The 20574-nt window shown below is 67.7% G+C and carries 8 protein-coding genes and 2 pseudogenes; 3 read left to right on the forward strand and 7 right to left on the reverse strand.

What is annotated here, in order from left to right; translation table 11 throughout:
• Positions 1-12 precede the first annotated feature (12 nt).
• The 7 genes and pseudogenes from eccCb to ACFHWU_RS01270 form a co-directional block, all read right to left on the reverse strand.
• Positions 13-1743, reverse strand: a pseudogene (eccCb, locus tag ACFHWU_RS01240) (type VII secretion protein EccCb); the annotation flags it as partial.
• Between the two features lie 74 nt (positions 1744-1817).
• A pseudogene (gene eccCa, locus ACFHWU_RS01245) lies at positions 1818-4005 on the reverse strand (type VII secretion protein EccCa); the annotation flags it as partial.
• Between the two features lie 73 nt (positions 4006-4078).
• Positions 4079-4423, reverse strand: a complete 345-nt coding sequence (locus tag ACFHWU_RS01250; protein ID WP_416551656.1) for a hypothetical protein — start codon at positions 4421-4423, stop codon at positions 4079-4081.
• Positions 4416-7007 carry a hypothetical protein gene (locus ACFHWU_RS01255; protein ID WP_416589624.1) on the reverse strand — a complete coding sequence of 864 codons (2592 nt, stop codon included), beginning with the start codon at positions 7005-7007 and terminating at the stop codon, positions 4416-4418. The genes ACFHWU_RS01250 and ACFHWU_RS01255 overlap by 8 nt, the downstream gene beginning before the upstream one ends.
• A 67-nt stretch (positions 7008-7074) precedes the next feature.
• The gene (locus tag ACFHWU_RS01260) at positions 7075-8031 is read right to left on the reverse strand and encodes a hypothetical protein (RefSeq protein ID WP_416551652.1); all 957 of its coding nucleotides are present in this window, start codon (positions 8029-8031) and stop codon (positions 7075-7077) included.
• Positions 8032-8127: 96 nt separating this feature from the next.
• Positions 8128-8430, reverse strand: coding sequence for a WXG100 family type VII secretion target (locus ACFHWU_RS01265; RefSeq protein ID WP_416551650.1), 303 nt, complete (start codon positions 8428-8430; stop codon positions 8128-8130).
• A 45-nt stretch (positions 8431-8475) separates the two neighbouring features.
• Positions 8476-8796 (reverse strand): WXG100 family type VII secretion target, encoded by a 321-nt coding sequence (locus ACFHWU_RS01270; protein ID WP_416551648.1) that lies wholly within the window; start codon positions 8794-8796, stop codon positions 8476-8478.
• A 339-nt stretch (positions 8797-9135) separates the two neighbouring features.
• Between ACFHWU_RS01270 and ACFHWU_RS01275 the strand changes: the two genes are divergently transcribed.
• The 3 genes from ACFHWU_RS01275 to ACFHWU_RS01285 are packed head-to-tail and all read left to right on the forward strand — an operon-like array spanning position 9136 to position 20540.
• Positions 9136-9555 carry a YbaB/EbfC family nucleoid-associated protein gene (locus ACFHWU_RS01275; protein WP_416551646.1) on the forward strand — a complete coding sequence of 140 codons (420 nt, stop codon included), beginning with the start codon at positions 9136-9138 and terminating at the stop codon, positions 9553-9555.
• The gene (locus ACFHWU_RS01280; protein WP_416589625.1) at positions 9552-10400 is read left to right on the forward strand and encodes a hypothetical protein; all 849 of its coding nucleotides are present in this window, start codon (positions 9552-9554) and stop codon (positions 10398-10400) included. The genes ACFHWU_RS01275 and ACFHWU_RS01280 overlap by 4 nt, the downstream gene beginning before the upstream one ends.
• A gap of 9 nt (positions 10401-10409) precedes the next feature.
• Complete coding sequence (locus tag ACFHWU_RS01285) at positions 10410-20540, forward strand: DUF6531 domain-containing protein (protein WP_416589626.1); 10131 nt, start codon at positions 10410-10412, stop codon at positions 20538-20540.
• Positions 20541-20574 lie beyond the last annotated feature (34 nt).

A 20574-nucleotide genomic window follows, 5' to 3' on the forward strand; every position in this document is an offset into this window, starting at 1 on the left:
CGTGCATCCCTTTCATATGACGTGGCCCGTCTGGATCAGCTTCACGCCGCGACGGGTGACCAACTGGGCACGCCCGGGCGGCAGGCGACGGGGAGCCGCCTCACCAAGGAACTTGCCCTCTTCCTTCGGATAGGACAGCAGGGTCGCCGGTGTACCCAGCTCCCACATGCGGCGAAGGACCGGGTCCATCATGGCTCGGATCGCGCCGGAGGTACTGCGGGCGATCACCAAATGAAGTCCGATATAGACCCCCTGGGCCAGCAGCGGCAGTACCGGGTCGAGGACCGATCCCGGCCCCGATGACCGGGTCATCAGGTCGTAGTCGTCGACAATCAGGAACAGCTCCGGACCTTCCCACCAGTCCCGGCGGCGCATCCGTTCGGAGGAGACGTCCGGGCCGGGTACCCGCCGGTCCATCGACACCGTGGTCTGTCCGGCCAGCTCGTAGAGCTTGTCTCCGGTGAAACCGAACCCGACCTGGTACTCGGGGGTGATCGCGGTGTCGAGATCCCGGCGCGAGTCGCCGAGGACGACCTTCGCCCCGGACGGCGGGTAGTGCTGCTGGATGGCCCGTAGCACCAGCCGGAGCATGTTCGACTTGCCGGTCTCGTTGTCTCCGAACACCAACAGGTGCGGGGTGACCAGGAAGTCGTGCCAGACCGGGGCGAGCCGCTGCTCGTCCAGTCCGAGGCAGATCCTGAAGCTCGGCTCGGGTGCCGGCAGATTCTCCGCCGGAAGCTGGGTGGGGAGCATCCGTACGCCCGGCACGGGCGGGCCGGACCAGAAGGTGGCGATTTCCTCCACCGCCGACTTGGTCGCCTCGGCGAGGTCGTCCGCTCTCGATACGCCGTCCATGCGGGGAAGCGCGGCGAGGAAGTGCAGTCCGTTGTTGGTCAGGCCGCGCCCCGGCAGGTTCGGCACGGTCGCCGCCTTACGCGAACCCACCTCCGACTCCATGGAGTCAGCGAGCCGAAGCTCCAACCGGGTGCCGAGCAGGTCCCGCAGCCAGGTACGCATCTCGGACCACCGGGTGGCGGAGACGATGACATGGATGCCGTAGGAGAGCCCACGCGAGGCCAGTTCCTGGAACTTCGGTTCCAGGTCGGCGAAGTCCTGCTTCATCGTGTACCAGCCGTCGACGACCAGGAACACATGCCCGTACGGGTCGTCGATCTCACCACGGGCGCGAGCCGCCAGGTAGGTGGTCACCGAGTCGAGCCCGCGCTTGGCGAACTCGTACTCCCGGCGCTCCATGACCTGCGAGACCTCCTCGATGGTACGGACCACCCGGTCTCGCTCCATCCGGGACGCGATGGAGCCGATGTGCGGCAGCCCGGCGATGGAGGCGAGGCCACCGCCGCCGAAGTCGAGCCCGTAGAACTGCACCTCGTGTGGGGTGTTGGTGAAAGCCAGGGCGAGGATGACGCTGCGCAGCAGGGCGGACTTGCCGCTCTGTGGCGCACCGGCGATGCCGATGTGCCCGTCCGCGCCGCCGAGATCGATCGTGAGCAGGTCGCGTACCTGGTCGGCGGGCCGGTCGACGATGCCGGCCGGAACCCGCAGCCGCCCCTGGGCACCCGGGTCGTCGACCGTCATCCCGCGCCGCGGATCCGGCACGACGCTGGGTAGGAGCGTGTCCAGGCTGGGCGCGACGGACAGCGGCGGCAACCAGACCTGCCGGGCCGGCGGACCGGCGCCGGCGAGCCGGTCGAGCAGGACGTCGGCGAGACTCGGACCAGTCGCGGCCCCGGAGCCGGCCTCGACGGTCTCGGTTTCTTGGGCGGCTCCCGTTGCGGTGTCGTGCCCCGGCTCGGTCATCCGGGCCCGACCCGGATCGTGCCGGACATCGACCTGACCGGTGACGAACGGGACGACTTCGGCGGTCATCGGCCGTTCGTCTTCCGCCTCGTCGGCTCTGTCCCGTCCAACTCCGTGGTACGGCCCGGACACGTAGGCGGATTTGAACCGCACCAGGTTGGTGGTATCGATCTTGAGGTAGCCGTTGCCAGGCTCGGGCGGCAGCTCGTACGCCTTGCCGACGCCGATCACCGACCGCGACTCCATCGACGAGAAGGTACGCAGCGCCAGCCGGTACGACAGATGCCCCTCGACCCGGTTGATCCGGCCCTCGTCGAGGCGCTGCGAGGCCAGCAGCAGGTGCACGCCGAGTGACCGACCGAGCCGACCGATCGAGACGAAGAGATCCATGAACTCGCCCTTGCTGGACAGCAGCTCACTGAACTCGTCGACGACGATCAGCAGGACGGGGAACGGCACGAGGTGCGCACCAGCGGCGCGAGCCTTCTCGTAGTCGAACAGGGAGGCGTAGCCGCTGGAGCGCAGCAGTTCCTGACGCCGGGTCATCTCACCGTTGAGCGCGTCCTGCATCCGGTCGACGAGCGGCAGTTCGTCGGCGAGGTTGGTGATGACCGCCGACGTATGCGGCAGTTTCTCCATGCCGAGGAAGGTCGCGCCACCCTTGAAGTCGACCAGGACCAAGTTGAGGATCTCGGACGAGTGGGTGGCGGCCAAGGCGCAGACGAGGGTACGCAGCAGCTCGCTCTTGCCGGAGCCGGTCGCGCCGATCAGCAGGCCGTGCGGTCCCATCCCGCCCTGCGCGGACTCCTTGAGGTCCAGCTCGATCACCTCACCACTCTCGGTGACCCCGATCGGCACGGTCAGGCGGTTTCGCTGCGGAGCGTGGGTGCGCCACAGTGCCGCTACGTCGAAGGTCCTGGCGTCCCGGATGCCGAGCAGGGTGGTCAGTTCGAAGTCGCTTTCCAACGGCTCCTCAACCACGTCGAGGGTGCCGCTGGTCCGTTTCGGCGCGATGATTCTCGCCAACGCCTCGCATTCTGCGGCGGCCATCCCGTCCACCAGCGCGGTTCCGACGCTCTCCCCAGCGGGGAAGGTGACCCGGTCCGACTCCAGGGTGAGCCGTAGCACCTTGGGCCCGCCGGGCATCTGACCGGTCAGGTCGAGCAGCACCAGGTTGCGGATGCCCGCGCCGAGCAGCCGCGAGCTGTCGGGTAGGTCGGTCAGGTGAGCGACGACCACCACGAACGGCTCGGTGGACGATGGACGGGACTCCCGGTCGTGGTCGCCCCGGTCGGTGATCTCCGGCCCGAGCAGGTCGAGCAGCTCGTCGTGGTCGGCGGCGAACAGACGCACCGGCCCGGCGGCGTCGAAGGCGGTCGGATGGGCATTGTGCGGCAGCCACTTGATCCAGTCCCACTCCCCGCGGTGCACCTCCGGCGCGAGGACCGCCACCCGCAGTTCGTCCGGGGCGTGCAGGGTGGCCAGGGCCGCCACCATCGACCGGACCAGATCGATCGCCTTGTCCGCTTCGCCCTCGAACTCGACGCTGGTGAAGCTTCGCAGGCCGACCGAGGTCGGGATCCCGGACACCGTGCGGTACGCCTCGGAAAACCGTCGCAAGGAGATCGACGATAGTGGTTCCAGGTCCTCGATCGGTTTGGTCTGCGGAGGTAGGAACCGCAGCATCGCGTTCTGCCGGCCGAGCCCGATCCGGACCCGGCCGAAGTCGTCGTGGCCGGGGCGTCGTTCCCACAGTCGGCTGCTCATCGCTACCGACCACAGCCACTGCGGCTGCGGATGGTTCCACAAAACCGCCTGGCGCTGGTCCTCAGCCGCCTTCCGGGCCTGCCGACGGAGCTGGGCGATGTAGCGCAGGAAGTCCCGGCGTTCGCCACGCATCTGGCGCTTGCGCTCCGCAGCGGCCCGACCGATCTGCATGACGCCCATCAACAGCATGCCGACGGCCATCGCTCCGCCCATCACGTACATGACCGGCGCACGGCTGTAAAGGCCGAACATGGCCATCATCGCGCCCATGCCCAGGCCCATCGGCACGATCATGGCGAACGAGCGGAAGTCGAGCGGTGCCTCCTCCGCCATCAGCGGAGGCTCCTGCAGTTCCACCTCCCCGTCCGGATCCGCCGGCCCGGCCGCGCGCGGTGGCCTCTTGACAGTGATGGTGCTCATGCCAGCACTCCATAATGCCGGCGGCGACGGTCGCCGGACGATGTCAGGCCGGAGTGCCGTTGCCTCAGGACGCTCATCCGAGCCCCCCAGTTCCGCAACCGGTACCACCCCATGCCGCGTCGTCCTGGCGAAGCAGCCCGACCGCGTACCGGTCGGCGCGGCGCTCGGACGGGTACTCGTCGTCCCCGTCGCTCTCGCTGACTCCTCGGCGCCGGGTGGACTGGCGGGACTCGGACTGCTCCCGCTCTCGCCGCGCCGCCTCGTCCATTTCCCGCTGCCGCTGGCGCATCAGCTCCAGCCGTTCGGCGTTGGTGTAGTCCGGTCCCCCGCAACGCAACGGTCTGGCCTCAGGCTCCGGCGCCGCCGCTCGCCTCCGTCGCCAGGATTCCAGCGGCCTCGGCTCGACGTCGTCACGCATCTCTTGCCTCCATCTCACGCTCGGGTTCCGGACCGCGTAGCCACCAAATGCCGTCCGGGTCGGCCCAGTGCGACGGATCGGCTGCATCCTCCGCCGGCCGCACGACCGGTACCCGGTCGTCCGTTCTCTTCCGCTGGTCCAGGTCGGCGCGGGCCCAGACGACTTCGTCCTCCCGCAGCAGATCCGCGGCGTCCGGGCGGTCGACCGGCTCACGTTCCTCAGCCGTATTGACCACCGGAGGTACGCCGAAGGCGACTGGCGCGGCCGGTCGGTCCGCACCCGTCTGCCGGGCCGGCACCGCTGCGGGGCGCTGCCCGGCGACGGGTCCCGGCACGTCGGATACGGACGTCCCGGCCGACCCCGCCGGGTCGATCGGGCCGCTTGACTCGTCGCGGGGCGGTTCGACCGGTACGGTGCCCAACCCGGCACCGCCGGCCGTCGCTCCGCCGGGGGCCTGCGGGCCGGCGGGCAGGTCCGGCCCGACAGCGGCCCAGTCGTCGATGTCTCCCTCGACCAGTCCGGTGGCGTCCGGACGGTCCGGCTGGCCGTTGCCGCCCGACTGTGCTCCGGGTGACCCGGGTGCTCCCGGCATGGGCGGCACCCCACCGACCGGTCCGGAGTGGGCGCCGGGAGCGAAACCCGCGCCGGGCTGTCTGGACGACTGTGACGGCGTCGCGATCGGGGGCGGGGTCGAAAAGCCCGTCGAATTCGCGGGTGTTCCTTCGTCGCCCAGTCCGGCACCCCCGGCACTGGCCCCGGCAGGTGCGTCGGGTACGTCGACCGTACCGGTGGGCGGTTGCCAGTCCTGCAGGTCGCCGTCGACCAGCCCGGCCGAGTCCGGACGGTCCGGCACGCCGGAGCCACCCCCGGCACCCGCCCCCGGGGCACCCGGCGCTCCGGGCATCATCGGTGGCACAGCTCCTGGTGGAGCCGATCCTGGTGGAGCCGATCCTGGTGGAGCCGACCCCGCTGGCGGCTGTTCGTTCCCGGGCACCGGGCTGATTTCCGGGACCTGGTCGAGGCCGCCACCGCCCGGGCTGACTCCGCCGGGCGCGTCCGGAGCCGCCGACCCAGGTTCGCCGGGGGTCCAGTCCGACCGGTCACCGTCGACCAGCCCTGAGGAGTCCGGGCGGTCCGGTGCCGCTTCCCCGCCGCCGAGGCCGGGACCGGGCGCGCCAGGTGCGCCCGGCATCGGCCCGGGTGCCGGTGCACCGGGATTGGACGGGCTACCCGCAGGAGGCTCGACGACCGGTGGCTCGGACCCCGGAGCGGGAACCTCCGGCAAATCCACACCACCACCGGGGGCGGGAGCCGGCGGTGCGCCGCCGTGCGGCGGTTGGCTGCCGCCACCCGGCGCGGGGGTGTTCGGCACCGGAGTGACGACCGGTGGGACGACGGGCGGCACCACGCCGGAACCGCCGCCGCCGACCTGGCCAGGATCGGCATCCGGCGAGGTACCGGGTGGGGGAACCGCCGGGGCGTCGAACCCGGGTAGCCCGTCGCTCGGCGGCTCGATGACGACAGGGGCCGCTACGCCCGGGCCGCCACTGCCCACAGATCCGCCAACCGGACTGTCGGGAAGTGCCTCGGGTCCGGTGACCGGTGGACTCTCGACTGCAGGAGGTTCCGCCACCTCCGGTGGCGGCTCGACCGAGGGTGAAACGGGCGGCGGCTCTGTCGAGGGTGGAGCAGGTGGCTCCGTCTGGGGCAGAGTCGGAGGCACAGAGGGTGGCTCAGAGGGAGGCTGGGTCGGAGGTTGGGTGGGAGGTTGGGTCGGCGGTTCAGCCGGTGGTTCGGTCGGCGGCTCGGTCGGCGGCTCGACGGGTGGTTCCGTTGGTGGCAGGGTCGGCGGGCCGGTGGGCTCGGGAATGCTGTCCGGGCTGAGGCTGCCGTCTCCGCTGGGCGACACGACCTTCGGCACGGTCAGTACGTACTGGTCTGCCAGCGTCAGGGCGACCTCCAGCATCTGGTTGGTCATCGGGCGGGCGAACCGGGTCGAACTGATCGCAACGTTCCCGCCGGCCGTGTGGGCGACGTCGTCTTCGGAGGCCGCGGCGATCTTCGCCCACGCTTTGTCCAGATAGTCGAGCTGCTCCTGCGCCCAATGCAGGTAGTGTGAGTCCTTCATTAGCTGGTTCGGCAGGGTCGCCGAGCCGCTCATGCCAGCACCGCCACGCAGGCGCTCCGCCTGGTTGCCGAGGAACCTGGCGTAGTAGTCCATCTTCGCAAGGAAGGCATCGGCTGCGGTTCCCTGCCACGCCTTCTCTTCACCTGCGATCGCGTGCGACTGAACGCTGATGAAGGTTTCCAGCCACTCCAGGGTGTTGACCGCCTGCTGGAAAGCGCCGGCCGCGTCGGCGAGACTCTGTGCCCTCACCAGGGTGCTGGCGTAATCGGCTCCCGCGTCAGTTTCGAGTGCGGAACCCCCGTTCACCGCTGCCTTGATCCGCCGCCAGCCGGGAGGGTCGGACTGAGCCCACAGCTCCAGGTCGTTGATCGGCTCAGTCGCCGTCGTCAGTGGAGGAAACGTCGCCTTGGGGTCGGAGTGGTGCGCCCACTCCTTGTCGTCTTCATCGTCTGCCATCGACTATCCACACCTGTCCGCCATCGTGCCGTCCGCCACCGCGCGCCCCTGAAATCGGGGAGCGCGCCTACTCGTCGCCGCCCGTGTCCCCGGTCTTGGCACCATCAGTGGAGACCTGACCGAAGTCGCCGGTGTCCCCGAGGTACCCCCACGTGTCACCCATGTGTTGACCGAACTGCGCCTCGGTCATCTTGTTGAACTCTTCGGTTCGCTCCTCGAGGTCCTTGCCCGTGCGTTCGTTACCCTCTTCGGTACGCTCGTATGAGTTGGCCATCTGCAACAGGCTCTCGCGGAGCGAAAAAAGCGTCCGGTGCACCTGCACCAGCAGACCTTTGGTGTCACCTATCAGGCCAAGGTTATCGCCGCCGTTACCGGCGAGCTTCTGCCGCATCAGCTCCGCTTTGGCGAACTTGCCGGGCCGGATGTCGAGCTCGTCGAATCTGTTACTGGCGTCAAGCAGCATCCCGCCGCCTTCCCAGGCGATCTTGTCGATCTGATGCACGAAGTGCCGGATGGCCTCGGTGCTAACCTTGAGCTGACCATTCTTGTTGTCACCCCCGGTATAGGCCTTGACCTCTGGGGCATCGATGTCTCCGTCTATGTCGTACGAATCAGGCTCCTCGAAGTCATCCCAGGAGACATTGTCCTCGTTTGCGGCGGTAGCGTGGTATTCGTCGACGTGGTCGTCCCACTTGTCAAAATCGAGGATTTCACTCTCGTACCATTCGTAGGCAGCCTTCTCGTCCGCACTGTAGGTAGACCAGTCGATGGTGTCACTCAGGTAGGGGTAGCACTTTCCGTCATTCTCCGCCGCAATGTCGTCGTTGACCTTGTCAATGACCGCCTCGATCCATCCAGGTGGATGCTTGTTCGGGAATCCGTCAACCTCCCCGCTGTTGAACTTATCGAATATTCCCATTTGATCTGCGGCTGGCCGATTGGGCTTATCCCAATCCAGGGACGAACTGTAGGGTTTATCCCACTCCACGAGTAGCTCACCGTTTCCATCCCACATCATGACCATTTTCGTCGATCTCCTTTATTGTTTGGGTACGGGTCGGTCATTCCGGCGGCGAGCCGGCTGCCGGGAGACGTACCGCCCCGGCAGCCGGCAGGAAACTCAGCCGCCGCGGACGTCGTTCCAGATCTTGGTGTGCCGTTGCTCGGTCGTGCCGTAGTTTTCGGAGATGGTCAGCAGCGTCCGGCGCGCCTGCTCCAGGTAGGTGCTCATGTCCTGCGCGGCCTGGTTCCACTGGAGCTTGGCCGCGTAGTAACTCGTCCGCGCGTCGCCGGTCCATTCCTCGAGACTGCGTTCGACGTTGCGCTCCATTTCAGCGAGCGCACTGGCGATACGGCCGTTGATTTGATTCATGTCATACAGTGTTGCGTCGGCCTGGTTGAAGTCGAAACGGTAGTTGGACACCGTCGGGTCCTTCCTGAGAAGCGTGGTGGTTGACCGGTCAGCGGGTCAGATGCCGGGCAGTGCGGCCCCGAAGTCCCGGGCGGCCTGCGAGGCGTCGTCCTCCGCGGCTCGGTATCCGGCGGTCGTGACGCCCATGACGTCCATCATGTGCATCAGCTCGTTGATCACGGTCTGGAACGACCTCTCCCAGTTGTCCATCGCCTGGTTGAAGCTGTTCGAGGCGTCGCCTCGCCAGCTCGCCTGCAGCGTGGTCATCTGAGTGTTGACACTGCGCAGGTGGCCGGTGAACTCCTGGGTCTTGGCGGCGAACTCGGTGGCCGCCGCCTGCATCCCGGGATCGGTGGTCTGGACCACGGGCATGGTCACAACGACACTCCTCTCGTCGTACGTCGAAGGTCTGACGACGTCGAACTCCCTGCTCGGCGATCGCCGACCCGAGTGTTCCCGGCCGCCCCGTACGACGAGCAAGCCCAGCGGTCAGCGGATGTCCGAAATGACGGGGAACTCTGCCTACTTCCCCCTAGCTCGAACGGTGCTGTCACCGTCGTGTCACGTTGGGCTGCCGGGGTCGGGATTGGACGGTGGAGCATGGAGGCGTGCGACGGGGTAAAGGCCATGCACGTTCGTCCCCGTGAACCACGATCACGCTTCCAGAAGCTGGCTCCGTGAGCCTGTACTGAGGACCACAGGGAAGGGAGCCGGCCCATGAGCTTCGACGATCACATCGAGAAGTTGTTCGCGGAGTACCAACATCAGCGCAGCAGCGTGCTGGACCTCCAGGAACGGATGAGCAAGATCAAGGCCACGGCCACCTCACCGAGACGTGAGGTGACCGTGACGGTCGGGCAGAACGGGGTGCTCACCGACATCACCTTCCCGACCGGCGCGTACCGGCGGATGCCACCCGCTGAGCTACAGGCAACCATCCTCCAGACCTTCGCCGAGGCCAAGGAACTGGTCATGGAACAGGCTGCGGACCTACTCGCTCCGCTGCTTCCCTACGGGATGAACGCCGCCAAGATGGTACGAGGCGAGGCTGGTGTCGACATGTACCTGCCGCCTGAGGGACCACGGATGACCGGCGGCGTCCGACAACTTCTCGGCCTCGACCCGGAGCAGCCGTGAGCGACGTCAACGGCGCACTGTGGGTGGACCCGGAGGGCGTCATCTGGGTGAGCCGTTCCTACGACGGGCATCTCGCCATGTTCGACGGCGAGCTACGGCGTCTCGATGGTCTCCGGACCCGGTACAGCGGCGCGTGGGGCGACGACGAGATCGGCAACGAATTCAGGAAGCAGTTCGACCAGACGATGGATGTGGTCGAAGGCATCATCCTGGGGGTACGAGGAACCCTGGAGTACGCCGCGACGGGGCTACGGATCAGCGGTGAGGGTTACCAGCAGGCCGAGGACGAGGCCAACGAGGCTGGCCGTGCCATCGGTGCCGAGTTCGCCGTACTGCCGACTCGGTCGGCGGTGCACCCTGATCCGTCCGGTACTGACAAGCCACCGGTACGGCTCTCCCCGACACAGAACTTCGTAGTCTTGGAAGACACCCCTGACCCCACCGACAACCCAGCCACACAACTCACCCCGACACACAGTCTCTCGATCAGAGCCGAAGCACCGGGCGACTCCGCCGCCGCGATGCCGCTGCTGTCCTCGCATGTCACCTACCGCACCGACGGGGTCCTCATCGACGAAGCCCCGGTTCCCGAGGGTTACGAGCTGCAGAAGCTGAACACGTTCGGAGACGGCGTCGCCCGGCTCGACCTCAACTGCTACGACTCGGTCCAACCGCTGGTGGACCACCACGTCGTCGCCGGACCGGACAACCGACCCGTCGACCCGGGAGACGGCCAGCTGTTCCTGGTCAGGACCCGGGATGACGCCGACTTCGACCCGGCGTCCCCTGGATACCAACCGATGTTGGTCAGTTTCCTACCCGACGGCACCGCCGTTCCGATCTGACCCGCGCTCATGGTCAGCTTCAACATCCCCAACGATCCGAACTGGCAGTGGGCGTACGACGCGATTCTGTACACGGTCGGCGAGAGGTTCCCCAAGGGCGATCCGCCAGAGCTGAAGGCGTTGAGCGTCGAACTCGACGCCTTCGGGCGGGACCTGCTGAGCACCGTCGCGGCGATCCAGGCCCTCGGCGCGGGACTGCACGGCAAGCTCGACGGCCCGGCGGCCGACGCGTTCGCCCAGTTCCACCGCACTATCACCGATCCGGTGCCGCAGGGAACGCGGCGGGCGCTCGTGGCGAGCAACATCGCCGACCAGGCCAACCAGCAGATCGACTACGGGCAGGTCCAGATCGTCGTCGCGGCGTTCGTGATCGTCCTCGACATCGCCCTGGCGATGGCCTCGGGCTTCGGCGCCTCGCTGGTCCCGGCGTACCTCAAGATCGGCCAACAGATTACCGAGAAGCTGCTCGACAAGCTGGAGAACCGGCTACACCAACTCATCGCCCGGCTCGCGCTGGAATCCGTCGAGGAGGGGGTCCAGGAGAGCGCCGAGAACGTCGCGGCGCAGGGCATCGTCCTCGCGAAGGACAACAAGAGCGGCGGCTTCGACTGGACGGACCTCGGCCTTTCCGCCGCCGGTGGCGTCACGATCGGTGCCTTCGCCAGCGGCTTCCAGCTTGTCGGCGGACGGTACTTTCCCAAACTCGCGAACACCTCGCATGGGAAGGCCGGTCTGGGGGCGGGAGGCGAGACGCTGGGCGAGTTCGCCTTCATGGCGATGCTCGGCGCGGCAAGCGGGTTCAACCCGTTGGCCACCGCGGTCTCGTCAGCCGTCGGCACGTATGCCAGCCACAACGCGTACAAGTTCGGCAAGGCGATCGGTGGCGACGACAAGAAGACTCCCGATGCCGACAGCATCGCCGGCCCTGGAGACCGCAAGAATCTGGTTGAGCGCGGCAGCGGCGCGAAGGGCGAAGCCGTCGGCGGTGGCGGCGGTTCCGAGTACGGTCAAGACCCGTCCGGGAAGGGCGGGGGGCTCCAGACCGGCTCGGAGAAATCAGCAGGCGGCTCCACCGATCCGGCGGCCGTCGGCGGGTCGGACGGGGTCGATCTACCAGCCGGAGGTGCCCAGCTACCTCTCTACAGTGCGACGCCCGGCCAGGGTGGGCCGTCGCCCGAGGGCGCACCGCCGGATCAAGCCGAACTGCCGCCACCCGAGAGTGCGCCGCCGCCGTACGACGGCGCACTGCCCGGGGGCGCGCCCACACCGTACGACGAGGCGCCGCCGCCCTACGATGCCGCGACGGGTCACGGGCAGCCGACCGACGATGACCTTGCCCCGACGCCGGTCGGAGCCGGAGTGGGGTCGCCCCAGGGAGATCAGCATCCGCCGGCCGGCAGCCCCGCTTCCCCGACTGTTCCGAGTGGCACCGCGCCTCCGCTCGTTCCCGGCGGTGCCGCCGCGCCGGAGGAAGGCGACTCCTTGGCATCGGGCCAGGTGCCCGTAGCGCCGAACGGCGGAACCATCGGCGGCGTAGACCCGTCGCCCGACGTCGTCCAGCCGTCAGGCGACCAACCGGGTAGCGTCGGGCAGCCGGACAGCCAACCTGCGGTCACCGCGCCGGCCGACGACGGGCGGGGAGGGCTACCGGGTTTCGACACCACTCCTGTGGGTCAGCCCGCACATGGCGTGGCGGACTCTCCGCCACCGTTGAGTCCGGTTGCTCCGTTGGGCCCGGTGCCGTCCGCCGCCGACATCGTCGTGGAGGCAGGCCCGCAGTCGACCGGTACGCAGCACGACGCTGCCCGGGAAAGCCCGAGCTCCGCGCACCGGGGCAGTCGGGACGTTACGCATACCGATACGCCTCCGGCCGCGGCGGTCGTTGCGCCTACCGTCGGATCCGCTGGCGTCATTCCTCGACTGGACAGCACCGTACCTGGACTGGACGGCACCGTACCTGGACTGGACGGCACCGTACCTGGACTGGACAGCGGCGTCGTGGCACCGGCTGCCGCCACGTCATCGAGTACCGCCCCACCGCCCGGCGTCACTGCCCCGGTCGCACCATCCACCGCCACCACGACCAGCGGGTCACCCGGGGGGGCCATATCCTCCTCGGCGGCCGCGCAGAGCGGGCCGGCCGGCGCCCGGACAGAAAGCCCGTCGACGACCGGACCCGCGCTGGGTACGTCGGGCCGACCGTCGCCGGTGCCGCTCGCGCCGCTGGACACAGCGGTGGGGCCAGCCACCCAGGCAGCCCTGGCAGACACGCCGGCTGCGCCGGTAGACAGCTCGGTTGCTTCGGCGCACCCGTCGGTTCCCCCGGCGCACCCACCGGCTGCTGTTCCAGGACGGACCGATCGTGCGGCCGGGCACCGACCGCAGTCGCGGTCCCACACGGACCCGCCCGAGCACGGATCCGCTGAACAGGCCGCGCCCGCAGCGCACACGGAGTCGCAGTCGCCATCCCCGCAGCCCCAACGTCCGGCTGCCGGGCCTGTCGCCGACCGGGTCGAGACATCGCCACCGGTGGTCGCGGTCGACGGTCCCGCGATCGAGGCTCGGTCTACGCCACCTGCCGTCGCGGGCACCGAAGCTGCGGTGCCGGCTGAGGCCGACCGCGCGCCGGAGTCGGTCGCCGCGTACGAGCGTGGCCGAGGACGGTCGTTGCGCGACGTACCGCCTGCGGTGGTCGTGAAATCGACCGCCGAGACGCTGTGCGTCGGTGACCCGATCGACGTGACGACCGGTCGAATGATCTTGACCGAGACCGACATGATCCTGCCCGGCCTGCGCCTCACCCGTACCCACCGCTCGGATTACCGCTGGGGCCGCTCCTTCGGGCCCAGTTGGGCCTCGACGCTGGACCAACGGGTGGTGACCGACGACCGGCACGCCTGGTTCCTGGCCGCCGACGGCTCGATCCTCACCTATCCGTTGCCGGCCGAGGGCGACGAGGTGCTGCCGGTCCTCGGCCGCCCAGATCGACTGCGTCGGCTGGTCGGCGGTGGCTGGGCACTCGTCACCGACGGTGCCCTGCTGCTGTTCGCCCCCGCCGGGGGCGACGGTGCGGCGATGCTGTCCGATGTCGCGGCGGCCGGTCGACGGTGGCACGTCGTCCGCGACGACACCGGCGCACCGGTGCTCCTGGCGTCATCCACCGGGGACCAGGTGGAGCTGCGTACCTCCGGGGAGCTGGTGACCGGGGCGCTGTTCGTGCCCGCCGACGGCGACGACGAGGTAGAGCTGCCGGCGTTCGGGTACGACGAGCGACGCCGGCTGGTCGAGGTACGGAACTCGTCCGGTGACGCGGTGCGGCTCAGCTACGACGAGGACGGCCGGATCGTCCGGTGGGACGACCGCAACGGGGAGTGGTACACGTACGTCTACGACCGCGCCGGCCGCTGCGTGTCCACCGATGGTGCCGGCGGGCATCTGCGGTACGCGTTCGAATACCTCGACGGTCGCACCGTCGTGACCGACTCACTCGGCGGCGTGCACCAGTACGCGTTGAACGACCGGCTCCAGGTCGTCGCCGAAGTCGATCCGCTCGGCGGCGTCACCCGGTCGCGGTGGGACGCGGCGTACCGGCTGCGGGAACGGACCGACCCGCTCGGGCGGACGACCCGCTTCACGTACGACGACCAGGGGCGGCTGGCCGCGACGATCCGCCCGGACGGCAGCCACCACCCGGCCGGTGACGACGAGCCGCCGACCGATCTCGTACCCGGAACCGAACTGGTCCGCGACGGCCTCGGCCGCATCAGGTTGGCACGCCGGCCCGATGGCACCGTCACCGAGTTCGGCTGGACGGCCGAGGGTGACCTGGCCTGGCGCGCGACCGCACATGGTTCCACTCAGGAATGGCATTACGACGGCGAAGGGAATCTGGTGGAGACTATCGATGCTCTGGGGCGTTCCGTGCGGATAGAGTACGGCTCGTTCGATCTACCGACGGCGCGGATCGACGAGGCGGGCAACCGTACCGAGTTCAGCTACGACACGGAGTTGCGGCTGGTCGCGGTGACGAACCCGCGTGGCCGGGTATGGCGGTACACCTACGACGCAGCCGGTCGTCTCGTCACCGAGACCGACTACGACGGCCGCACCCAGCGCTACGCCTACGACGCCGCCGGGCAGCTGACCAGCCGGACGAACGCGGCGGGCGAGACCGCCCACTACCGCTACGACCTGCTCGGCCGGGTGGTCGAGCGCCGCGTCGGCGACCTGGTCACCCGGTTGGGGTACGACGCGGACGGCTATCTCGCCGAGGTGACCAGCCCGGACGCGGTGGTGCGGTTCGAGCGGGACGACCAGGGTCGGGTGGTGGCGGAGAGCATCAACGGCCGTACCGTCCGCACCAGTTACGAAGGCGACGAGGTGGTGGCCCGGACCACGCCGTCGGGTCGGGCCAGCCGGTGGACAATGGACGCGGATGGCCTGCCGGTCATGCTCGTCACCGGCGGGCACGTGGTGCGCTTCGGCCACGACGCCGCGGGCCGGGAGGTCAGCCGGACCGTCGACGAGGTGGTCGCGCTCCGTCAGACGTACGACGTCGCGGGCCGGCTGTCGGCGCAGCACATCGCCGACATCGCCGTACGCGGGTTCGACTACGACGGCAACGACCGGGTGGTCGGCATCACCGACACCCTCGGCGACGACCTTTCGTTCGAGGCCGACGAGGTCGGACGGATCCGCACGGTCACCGCCGCCGGTGGGGCGCGGGAGCGCTATCACTACGACGTGGCCGGTGGCCTCGCTGGCGTGGGCGACGGGCGCTGGGAGTTCGACGGCAGCATGCTCCTGCGGTCGGACGACGCGCGGTTCGACTACGACGACAGCGGCCGGTTGATTGCCCGGACCGACGCCGGGGGCACCTCGCGGTTCGTATGGGACGCGGAGGACCGGCTCGTGCGGGTCGTCACGCCGGGCGGGGACCAGTGGCACTACCGGTACGACGGTTTCGGTCGGCGGGTCGCGAAGCAGCGCCTCGCCGGTGACGGTTCGGTCGCCGAGGAGGTGTACTTCGCCTGGGCGGGCGACCTGATGGTCGAGCAGACCGACGGCGCCGACACCATCTCGTGGGACTACTGGCCCGACGGCTCGGCACCGGTGACCCAGACCGGCGGCGACCAGGGGGTGAACACCGTCGTCACCGACCTGATCGGGACACCGACCCATCTGATCGAGCCCGGCGGTCAGCTGCGCTGGTGGTCGCGCGGTGACCTGTGGGGCCGTGGCGGTGACCCGGCGGGCACCCCGCTACGGTTCCCCGGCCAGTACCACGATGTCGAGACCGGACTGCACTACAACCGGTTCCGCTACTACGATCCGGCGACGGCCCGCTATCTGAGCCCGGATCCTCTCGGCCTGGCCGGCGGACCCAACCCGACCGCGTACGTCGACGACCCCCTCACCATCGCCGACCCGCTCGGCCTGATGGGCTGCGGCGTGGGCAAGAACAAGAGCAGCGGCAGCAGCAGCGGCAGCAGTCGACGGAGCTCGCGTGGCTCGGACAGCTCCAGCCGGGATGGCGGGTCCCACCGGAGAAAGCGCCATTCGCACAGCGAACCGAGTCATCATCCGAGACATGGGCGCCCTCCATCAAATAACGAACTGATCGGCATACCTGACTCCAGCCTGCTCCCAGCCGAGGACCCCACCGATCAAGTGGTTGATTCACCCACGAGCTACTCGAATTCACCAAGCGGCTCGACATATTTGGACTTGCGACGCGAACCACCACCAGACATCAACCCCAACTCCAGAGTCGGGAAAGCCCAGAAAGACTGGGACGAAGTCCGGGTCCGCCTGGCTGCGTACAAAAGGCTCCAAGGAAACAGCCGCCTACAAAGGCGTCTCGCAGCCTTCAAGGAACAGGTCAATTACGAACTGTCCCTGCAGGATGACGGCTATTCTTCGCAGCAGATCTTTGCAGCATCGGAAAAGTACTTTGGCTCGGCCTACGACAGAGCCAAACGCTTCGCCGAAGAGTTGGCGGAAAGTTATGCTTTTTCCGTCAATTCGGATTGGTGGGTGGAGCACCAAGACGATCGAGATTTCGAGAAGAAACTCGAGGAGGAAGTCGGGCGACTTAAATCAAATCTTGCACTATGGGGCAAGCTTGGACCCGCGGTGGCCGAGCGCATCACCAAGAGTGCGGGTCAGCGAATCCTCGAATCCACCCCCGGTGGAGTCATCTTTGACAATCTCATGTTCGGCACTTCCGGATACACCGACTACCCACCGATCTTGGAGCGCATGTGGGAAGCATTTTCACACAAACTCGTCGATGTCTCCGGAGGAGTAATCGACGCTCATGTCTTTCGAGCTGTCATGGTCCCGAGCGTATTGCACGACGTGGAGCTTGAGGCGCTATTCGAACTTGTCAAGCAGGGTCGGATCGATGGTTTGCGCATCGTTGCCTGGGAATTCGTAAGCAAAGGCACGATAGCGAAAAGGCACGAGTATCTCATACGCAACAGAAGCGAATACGAAGCTGTCCCCAAGCTTTACAAGGGAAAAACCACTCAATCCTTCGATGCGCAACAGAACGACCTGTATCAGCAATTTAGATATCGCGAGGCAGAGAACAACCGGAAAGGATTGCAATTCACAATCCCCAACGTTACCCCAAATGAACGACGGGACAGCGATTACATATACATTCTGTCCCAATTGTTTGAGGGCACTGACGCCGACCAGCGAAGGAGGTCGATCCTCAGAGCGGATCAAAATGCTGAATCTTTGATTGCACACTTAACTCACTTCCATACGACGTTCGGGCAATCCCCAGAGATACGCGACCTGAATAGAAAGCTGATGGAACTTCAGGTCGCGCAACAAGACGAGGAGTCGTCCATCAACGACACGTCTGTCGGCGACATCACCGCGGGGATGTCGCAGGCACGCCTCGACTCAGATGGAAGCATCTACGTCCCCCCAACGCGACAGAATACCGGGACATGGGCAGATGCTTCGGACTTGAGTAAACCTCTTGGCTATTTTCCTAATCGTTCTATTAGCGAAAACTGGGAAGCATTTTCCGAGGATTACACCTTCTCGCAACCTGCTCACCCTCAGCGCCAGGATTCGATGGCAACATCACCGAAGCGCCACTCGTGGTCACGGAGGAGGTCGAGCAAGGACTCCAGCTCTTCCTCTCGAAGCTCGCGCTCGGGATCCGGTAGCCCTGGATATCATTCGAGTCGAGGAAAATCCACCTCATCGTACGCCGCCATTCAAGAAGAGGGGTACACCCAACAGAACTACACCCAACAGGACTACACCCAACAAGATCAACCACAAGATAGCAACTCGCAACTAACAAACTACGGAACGAGGTACAAACAGGGTGACGTAACATATGACCATAGATTGCCAGCAGCCACACATCCAAACGCAACCTGGACTACTTCGTCGAGCAGCGACCCGTATTACGGTGGCGCCTACGCGGGACCGTCTTTCGGTGACAATTCGCCGCACCACACAGCGAAGAGCACCAAGGAGACCGACTGCGAGGGCGACCCGATCGACGTCACCACCGGCCGCATGATTCTCACCGAGACTGATGCCGAGGTGCCGGGTCTGCCGCTGGTGCGCACGTACCGCTCCGACTACCGCTGGGGACGGTCGTTCGGCCCGAGCTGGGCCTCACCCATCGACCAGCGGGTCATCATCGACGGTGAGCAGGTGCGCTACCTGGCCTCCGACGGATCTATCCTGACCTATCCACTGGTCGGTGAGGGTGAGACGGCGCTGCCGACGATCGGGCGGGCATGGCCGCTGCGCCGGCTCGTGGGCGGAGGCTGGTTGCTCACCGACCCGGTGTCCGGTCGGGTATCGCTGTTCGCCCCGGCGGTCCACGGAGAATCGCTGGTCAGTGACATCACCGACGGCGGACTGCGGTGGTCGATCGCCCGTGACGACGACGGCACGGTCACCGAGCTTCATTCGTCGGCCGGCGCCACGATCGAGATCTCGTCGTCCGAGGGGCTGGTGACGGCGCTGCGACTGCCGGACCATGACGGGCTGCTGGTGGAGGCGAGCAGGTACGGCTACGACCAGGACCGGCAACTGACCGAGGTGATCAATTCCTCGGGCGACCCCGAGCGTTTCGAGTACGCCGACGGCCGGATGGTGCGCTGGGAGGACCGCAACGGTGAGTGGTACACCTACACCTACGACGACGCGGGCCGCTGCGTCGACACCGACGGCAAGAACGGCTACCTGCGCTACCGGTTCGAGTACTCCGACGGCCGGACCGTCGTCACCGACTCGCTCGGCGCGGTGCACACCTACGAGCTCAACGACCACCTTCAGGTGGTCGCGGAGATCGACGGGCTGGGCGCGACGACCCGTAGCGAGTGGGACCACGCGTACCGGCTGCTGACCCGGACCGACCCGCTGGGCCGGACGACCCGCTACGAGTACGACACCGAGGGACGGCAGACCGCTGTCGTCCGCCCCGATGGCAGCCGCTCCACGACCAGTCACGACGAACACGGCCGGGAAATCGCCAGGACGGACTTCGACGGGTCCACGATCACCCGGGAGTTCGACACCGATGGCCGGGTGCTCGCGGAGGTCGACGCCAGCGGCGAAGTGGTGCGGTTCGACCGGCCGACCGACGACGGCCGGGGTACGGCCGTCCAGGTCGGTTCGGCGGTCGTCGTACGCAACGCGATACGTCAGGTCACATCGATGACCACCGGTGACGGCGAGACCCACTACCGCTACGACGAACTGGGCCGGACCATCGGAGTCCGCACCGGTCAGGGCATCACGCGACTCGGCTGGACCTTGGAGGGTGAACTGGCCTGGCGGGAACACCCCGACGGCAGCGTCGAGGAGTTCGGCTACGACGCCGAAGGCAACCTGGTCGAAGCGGTCGCCCGGGACGGCCGACACACCTACTACGAGTACGGCGCGTTCGACCTGGTGACGGCACGTATCGACGATGACAACCGCACCGAGTACGCGTACGACACCGAACTGCGGCTGACCACCATCACCGACCCGCAGGGCCGGACCTGGCGGTACTCGTACGACCCGAACGGCCGGCTTGTCGAGGAGACCGACTTCGACGGTCGCACCCAGCGGTACGCGTGGGACGCAGCCGGTCAGCTGGTCGAACACACCAACGCGGCCGGTGAGGTCACTCACTACACGTACGACCTGCTCGGCCGGGTGATCGAGCAGCGAACCGGAGAGTCAGTGACCCGGCTGACCTACGATCCGGCCGGCCGGATCGTCGCAGCCGACGACGCCGACTCGAAGATCCGACTGGAGCGTGACGCGCTCGGCCGGGTCATCGCCGAGGCGGTCAACGGGCACACGGTGTCCAGCGCCTACGACGAGCAGGTTGGTGCGGTGACCGCGCGGACCCGACCGTCCGGGGCGGTGACGCAGTGGTCGTACGACGAGTCCGGCCGGCCCCTGCTACTGGCGGCCGGTGGGCAACGGCTCAGGTTCGGCTACGACGGCGGGCGTGAGGTGAGCCGGTCCTGGGACGCGGGTCTGTCGGTCGAACCGCCGGCGGACGACGAGGCCGCAGCCGACGAGACCCGCGAGGGCGACGGTCCGGCCGAAGTCCGGTACACGCTGGACGCCGCCGGTCGGCCCAGCATCCGGTCGGAAGCCGACGGCGACTGGCGGCTCACCTGGGACCACCTGGACCGGCTGACCACGGTCACCACTCCCGACGGGAACCACTGGCGGTACCGGTACGACGCGTTCGGCCGGCGGATCGCCAAGCAGCGCCTGGACGGGGACGGCACCGTGCTGGAGGAGACGGGATTCGTGTGGTCCGGTGACCTGCTGGTCGAGCAGCACCACCGGGACGGCACCGGCCAGGTGACCACGACGGCGTGGGAGTACCACCCGACGCTGGCGTACCCGGTCGCGCAGCTGACCGACGGCACGGTGCACGCGGTGGTGACCGGCGGCGCGGACGCCCCGCCGGAGCTGGTCGGCACCGACGGCCGCCGGTTGGGCGACCAACCTGGCACGCCGGTGCGGCTCGGCGGCCGGTACCTGGACGTCGAGACCGGTCTGCAGTACGACGGTCTGCGGTACTACGACCCGACGACGGCTCGTTACCTGCCCGAGTCGCGGACGGCCGCGGCAGCGGTCCGCTGATTCCCGCCTGCCCCGCCCACCCCGTGGTGGGCGG

This window comes from Micromonospora sp. LOL_015, assembly GCF_048060275.1.
GTDB lineage: Bacteria > Actinomycetota > Actinomycetes > Mycobacteriales > Micromonosporaceae > Micromonospora_E.

Bases quoted from the DNA above. Each gene is read 5' to 3' on its own strand.
- ACFHWU_RS01285 (WP_416589626.1), top strand. From the start codon at position 10,410: ATGGTCAGCTTCAACATCCCCAACGATCCGAACTGGCAGTGGGCGTAC.
- ACFHWU_RS01250 (WP_416551656.1), bottom strand. From the start codon at position 4,423: ATGCGTGACGACGTCGAGCCGAGGCCGCTGGAATCCTGGCGACGGAGG.
- ACFHWU_RS01275 (WP_416551646.1), top strand. From the start codon at position 9,136: ATGAGCTTCGACGATCACATCGAGAAGTTGTTCGCGGAGTACCAACAT.
- ACFHWU_RS01260 (WP_416551652.1), bottom strand. From the start codon at position 8,031: ATGGTCATGATGTGGGATGGAAACGGTGAGCTACTCGTGGAGTGGGAT.
- ACFHWU_RS01255 (WP_416589624.1), bottom strand. From the start codon at position 7,007: ATGGCAGACGATGAAGACGACAAGGAGTGGGCGCACCACTCCGACCCC.